We start from the raw sequence: 5,884 nt of genomic DNA on the forward strand, positions 1-5,884 counted from the left end.
TGGGAATATGTCCTTCGGTATACTTTTGACTATCTACTTTTCCTAACTCATTAAAAAATGGGCGAACCGGGAGTAATAAAATTAGATTTATTTATTTGGCAATCTCTGCAAAGAGTATCCAGTTTACCCCGTTCCAAGCTCATTTGTAGGTAACTCGGATCTAATCGCTCAATCACATCTCTTCACTGAGCTTATAAGTTACCTTTTTTAGCTGAACTGTAGTTTTTACAGGTTTTATTTCACGAAGTTGACGGGGCATTAGAGTTAATTCTTAGGACAAACAGAAAACGCAGATATTGCAATATCACAAATCACCCCAATCAAAATTCATAAAACGTTGAGCATTCAGCTTGGTATATTTTTCAGTATGTTTAATATCCCGATGCCCTAAAAAATCTTGAATTTCCCTAGTGTTATAGCCCCGATTCACTAAAAAATAGCCGCAAGCATGGCGCATCATGTGGCAGTGAACCTTAATATCCAGCCCTGCCTCTGCCGCCACTCGCCCAATCAGTTTTCGCACCGCATCGGTCTTCATCACCTCACCCCGCTCTGAAACGAAAATATATTTACTCTCAGGGAATTGTTCTCGGAGTTTTTTGAGATGTACCAGTTCATCTTCTCTTAAAGGATGCACCCCAGAATCGCTGCCCTTTTCCCTAGTGATAAAAATCTGACCTTCCCCCCACATCACCGCATCCCACCTTAAGCCATATTTCTCTCCCACCGCCTCCCCCACCCGCAACCCGTGGCGAAACATCATCAGCATCAGCAAAAAATCCCGCTCGGCATAACGACTTGGACGAGAAAGAGTTGCATTCAACAGCGATCGCACCTCACTTGGTGTAAGGTATTCTCTAGACCTGTAATGCTTGTTTGGTTTACGTTTCGGCGGCGTGGTCTTCATTTGTCTCTGGGCTACTGTCCCGTTTGTGCGGTGAATTTGGGACAGTTAAACGTTCATAAACGAGCATAGAACTAGAAAACAGATTACTGCTAAAAGCCTTGCCCTATAAACTTCTCAGTCTTAACGACCGAAATTTTTCCGTTGCTAAAACTAAGCCTCTTAGAGAAAAAGGCGATCAAGGGTGCGAACGCCTTTCTCCAGTTCTTTACTTCAATCCTGACTGCTGTTTAATCTTGAGCAAGTCATGCTCAAAGGTAGCTGTGATTTTAGAACCGTCAGGATTTTCCCAGACAAAGGTTGCTGTTGTTGCAGAGCGGCTAACCTCGATACCTCGGTACAAGATTGACCGCACCTCCGTTAAGGGCATTCCTGGTTTTAGCTGTTCGTACTCTGCACGACCGAAGCGACCGAGTTCAGTTTGGGCAGATTGTTCATGCTGCTGAGAATTAAAAACAGTTTGAACGAAACCATACGCTAAACCTGAACCAAGCATAACCCCCAGTGAAAGGGCAACATTCATCAGTGAGCGGGCGAGAGTATTATTGGACTGTATGGGGTTGTTTTTATTAATCATTGAGTTAACCTTATTAATCTCAATTACCATCAGACCCCAGAATTCCTAACCCTTGGCCAGACAAAGGTGTTGGGTTTATGTAAGACTTATGTAAAAGTCGTGGTGAGTTAATGGCAAGGTCACTCCAAGCATCGACAGCAGGACTAGAAAAAGCTAAAAAGGCATTTCAGCTGAAGGGCTGGACTCAGGATTACTTGGCTGGGGCTGTCCGATGTGCTCGACCAACCATCAATAATTTTTTTGCTAGACGAAATGTTGACAAGAACAAATTCCAAAGCATTTGCACTGAATTGGGTTTGGAGTGGGGAGAGATTGCAGAACTGGAGGCTGGAGAAGAACAAGCAGGTAAGTCTCTGAGTAGTGATACCTTAGTGCAAGAGGTACGAGAAAAGGTAAGACCTTACTACCAGAAACGGTACGGCACTCTCAAAGTTTTAGGAATGCATGAACCTGTAAAGCTGGAATCGGTCTATACAGCAGTTCAATTTTTAAATAATTATGCCAGGAGTAGTTTTGAATCTATCGAAAATTTAGAACAATTTTATCGCCAAGCTAATAGCCGCAAGTTTCAATCTCAAGAGAGAGGTAAACAAGAAGGAATTAAAGTTGCTAACGAAAAGCAATATTTAATGGTGCTTGGTGGCCCAGGTGCAGGAAAGTCTACATTTCTGCGAAAGATCGGATTAGAAGCACTCAAAGTTCAAAAAGGAGGATTTAACCACGACTGTATCCCTGTATTTATAGAGTTGAAAAGATTTCAAGACAGAGATATCAATATAAAAAATTTGATTGCTGAAGAATTTAGAATTTGCGGAGTTCCAGAAGCGGAACAATTTACAGTTAAAGCCTTAGAGTCAGGAAAGCTACTAATTCTGTTAGATGGTTTGGATGAAGTTCCAACAAAAAACTCAACCAATGTCATTAATCAAATTCAAGATTTTGTTGATACTTACGATAAAAATCGCTTTATTACGTCCTGTAGGGTAGCAGCCTATCGCCACAATTTTCGACAGTTTACTGATGTGGCAATGGCAGACTTCGATGACATTCAAATTGAAAACTTTATTAAAAATTGGTTCAGCAGTAAACCGGATGTAAGTAAAGATTGCTGGGAAAAACTCAAGAGCCACGAATATACTGCTGCTAAAGAACTAACTCAAACACCATTATTACTGACTTTGGTATGTTTGCTCTATCAGCGTTCTGGTAAAATTCCGACTAATCGAGCAACTCTTTATGAAAGAGCATTGAGAGTTTTACTAGAAGAATGGGCTGGTGAAAAAAGCATCCCCCAGGAAGACCTTTATAAGGGACTGGATACCAAACGCAAGGAAATGATACTTTCTGAAATTGCCCATGATGCCTTTCAAGAAGACCGCTTATTTTTCCCGCGACGGGAAATTGCCAAGAAAATTGAGAACCTACTAGCAGAAATGCTACCCGATGAAAAATTTATCAACGGGGTAGATGTTCTCAAATCTATTGAAGTACAACATGGGGTATTAGTAGAACGCGCTGATAGTATTTACTCTTTCTCTCATCTAACACTACAGGAATATTTAACAGCACAATATATTGATGATCATCGCCTAGTTGAAAAATTAGTTACTGAACACCTGACAGATAAACGCTGGAAAGAAGTGTTTTTACTTGTCCCTGGTTTAATGCGTGGCGGTGCAGATGATTTGCTGTTGTCGATGGAAAAGAAAGCGCAAAAGTATATCAATACACCGAAACTACAAGCTTTATTAAACTGGGCAGAACAAGTAACAACTGGATCTGCTGGGGATTTTAAACCTGTGGGTAAACGTGCAGTTGCGATCGCCTACGCCTACGCCTACGCCAACGCCAACGCCTACGCCTACGCCTACGCCTACGCCTACGCCGAAGCCAACGCCGAAGCCAACGCCAACGCCAACGCCTACGCCAACGCCAACGCCTTAGCCTTAGCCTACGCCAACGCCAACGCCTTAGCCAACGCCTTAGTCTACGCCGAAGCCGAAGCCAACGCCTTAGCCAACGCCTTAGCCAACGCCTTAGCCAAAGCCAACGCCTACGCCAAAGCCAAAGCCAAAGCCAACGCCTACGCCAAAGCCAAAGCCTACGCCAACGCCAAAGCCAAAGCCGAAGCCGAAGCCAAAGCCGAAGCCGAAGCCAAAGCCGAAGCCGAAGCCAAAGCCAAAGCCAAAGCCGAAGCTATTAAATACATTCGTAACCTTGAAGAATTAAAAATCTTCAATAACGTTAATTTTACTATGCTAATTGACGAACTCAACAAACTGGAAACTGAAATTCCTGCTCATAAACAACCGCAGGAAGAACGTCAAAAATTTGTTCAGCGTCTCCAACAAACTTTACTCAATGCTTTCAATCTCAGACCAGGCATGATCAATTTATCTGAGTCAGAGGCGAAAGCATTGGAAAATTATCTCTACGCTAATAACCTGCTCATTCAGTGTAAACAAGCATCTGTACGCGTGTCTCCCAAAACCTGGGAAGCAATTGAGGCGCGGATGTTGTTAGTTCCGAGTAATTGAATACTTTTCTCTCAACCCTAATATCTATCCAGCAATTGATATTAGTGAATTAAAATCCACTCAAAAAGGCTGCTCCCACTGCCAATCAAAATGCTCAAACCGCCTGGGATTCTCAGCAGTGTACCTCACTGTATTTTGAATCTGCTTATGCCCCAAGTAACTCTGAATATCCCTAGTTGAGCGATTCTGTTCCGCCAAAAAATAACCGCAACTATGCCGAAACATGTGCGGATGCACCTTAATCTGCAATCCGGCTTTTTCGGCGGCACGTTTCACAATTTTCTCAATCCCATCCACAGAAAGCGACTTACCTCTCTCATTTGGGAAAACGAAATAACTATTGGCATAAATCCGCTTTAACTGCCCCAACAAATCCACCTCATCCTGTTGCATCGGGTGATTCCCACTTTGACTCCCCTTCAGCCGCTTGATATAGATCACCTTTCGCTCTAACATGACTGCATCCCATTTCATCGTCGCTGCCTCCCCTGGTCGCAGCCCATGCCGAAATGACAGCAGTAGCAACGCCGGATCTCTAACCCTATGCCGACCCCGCTCCCCCGCCGCCTTAATCAATATTTTCATCTCCTCCCAAGTCAAATACTCCCGGCTCCGATATTCATCATTATTCAAGCGCCGAAACAAAGGGTTCATTCTACTACTGTCCGATAAATAGTCCATAAATCCGACAGTATTCATTCTCCCAAATACCTGCTACTTCGTGAACCACTCACCTCAATTAAGTCAGGCTTATCATTCATCTGCCAAAAAACCGACATTTCGCCCCCATTGATAAGTTTGCCAAATATCTGTACTTCTTCTCCACAACAAAAGCCCCGCTATCAATCCTGATATCATTCGTTCCCGATACCGGGAAAAGGCGATCGCAGCCAAAGTGCAACTCTAAATGCAACGCTCATCAATCCAAGCAGCAATACAGCGGGCCACAGTACCATCACTTTCATTGGATATTGGGCAGCCCTGGCGCGATCGCAACTGACCCCAACTTCTAACTTTCAACTTCAGCTTCCTCCAACACCAACTAGTTGTAGCTGTTGCGGCTTGCAAACAAGGCAATTTTGAAACCACATTCTGGTTCTTGGCAACCAGTATTTTTACCCTTACCGATGTACTTAGAGTGCGGTATATTTTATATACCGCAAAGTTCTTTTATTTCAAAAAAACCAAATAGTCTTTTACTTCGTTTTTCCTTAACTACTTTCCCCCCTTAAGGAGATCCCATGAGAAAGTTATTAGACAGTAAATGCTTTGCGGCTATCAGTGTTTCTATGCTAATCGTATCTTGTTACTTAGCTGTACTTGATAAAGCTTATATTGGGATGTTTGGACACGCATCTTACATGATTGTCCAAATTTACAAAAAAGACGAGGAAAACTCTCAGCATAAACGAGTGCCTAAAAAGTAAAAAAATAAAGGTATTGATAGATAAAACACTATAGAGAGCGATTAAAACGCTCTCTTTTTTATTATAAAAATAATTTCTTTTAAAACTGGAGACACATTAAATAAGAATTTTATCCCAAAGGAAACTTAAAATCTTAATGGACACAAATTTTAACGTATATTTTCAAGAGATAAAGTGAACCAAAAAGTTAGCCCGTCTCTTGGAGAGGTATTCACACCGATTCTACCATTGTGAGCAGTAATGATTTGTCTACAAAAATGTAATCCTATCAAACCTGAGATCAAAGAATCATGGGTGAGATTTGAGTCAAAGTCAACATTGAAGAGTTGTTCACATTCTTGTTGACTCATTACCATGCTGTTATCTTGAATATAACAACGAATCATATTATGCTCTACTGTTGCACTGACTTTTAATATAGATTTATCTGGATTATATC

The 5,884-nt window shown here is 42.1% G+C and carries 6 protein-coding genes; 1 reads left to right on the forward strand and 5 read right to left on the reverse strand.

The window, feature by feature from the left end; translation table 11 throughout:
• Positions 1-304: 304 nt before the first annotated feature.
• Positions 305-907 carry a tyrosine-type recombinase/integrase gene (locus GNF10_RS34285; protein WP_185587281.1) on the reverse strand — a complete coding sequence of 201 codons (603 nt, stop codon included), beginning with the start codon at positions 905-907 and terminating at the stop codon, positions 305-307.
• A 205-nt stretch (positions 908-1,112) separates the two neighbouring features.
• The gene (locus tag GNF10_RS34290) at positions 1,113-1,481 is read right to left on the reverse strand and encodes a hypothetical protein (RefSeq protein ID WP_260446216.1); all 369 of its coding nucleotides are present in this window, start codon (positions 1,479-1,481) and stop codon (positions 1,113-1,115) included.
• A gap of 110 nt (positions 1,482-1,591) precedes the next feature.
• Here GNF10_RS34290 and GNF10_RS34295 point away from each other — a divergent pair, with 110 nt between their 5' ends.
• Positions 1,592-4,018 carry an NACHT domain-containing NTPase gene (locus GNF10_RS34295; RefSeq protein WP_185607403.1) on the forward strand — a complete coding sequence of 809 codons (2,427 nt, stop codon included), beginning with the start codon at positions 1,592-1,594 and terminating at the stop codon, positions 4,016-4,018.
• Between the two features lie 60 nt (positions 4,019-4,078).
• On the opposite strand, the gene GNF10_RS34300 is transcribed toward GNF10_RS34295, so the two are convergent.
• The 3 genes from GNF10_RS34300 to GNF10_RS34310 all read right to left on the reverse strand — a co-directional run.
• Positions 4,079-4,672, reverse strand: a complete 594-nt coding sequence (locus tag GNF10_RS34300) for a tyrosine-type recombinase/integrase (protein WP_228038679.1) — start codon at positions 4,670-4,672, stop codon at positions 4,079-4,081.
• A 249-nt stretch (positions 4,673-4,921) separates the two neighbouring features.
• A complete protein-coding gene (locus tag GNF10_RS34305) occupies positions 4,922-5,107 on the reverse strand; it encodes a hypothetical protein (protein ID WP_185587394.1) in 186 nt (61 codons plus the stop codon).
• A 487-nt stretch (positions 5,108-5,594) separates the two neighbouring features.
• On the reverse strand, positions 5,595-5,884 hold a 290-nt coding region (locus GNF10_RS34310; RefSeq protein ID WP_185607404.1), incomplete at its 5' end, for an ATP-binding protein.

This window comes from Nostoc sp. UCD121 (assembly GCF_014222285.1).
Lineage (GTDB): Bacteria > Cyanobacteriota > Cyanobacteriia > Cyanobacteriales > Nostocaceae > Nostoc.

What these genes read in the sequence shown, in the direction of transcription:
- GNF10_RS34285 (WP_185587281.1), bottom strand. Translation starts at nt 907, where the DNA reads ATGAAGACCACGCCGCCGAAACGTAAACCAAACAAGCATTACAGGTCT.
- GNF10_RS34295 (WP_185607403.1), top strand. Translation starts at nt 1,592, where the DNA reads ATGGCAAGGTCACTCCAAGCATCGACAGCAGGACTAGAAAAAGCTAAA.
- GNF10_RS34300 (WP_228038679.1), bottom strand. Translation starts at nt 4,672, where the DNA reads ATGAACCCTTTGTTTCGGCGCTTGAATAATGATGAATATCGGAGCCGG.
- GNF10_RS34290 (WP_260446216.1), bottom strand. Translation starts at nt 1,481, where the DNA reads ATGATTAATAAAAACAACCCCATACAGTCCAATAATACTCTCGCCCGC.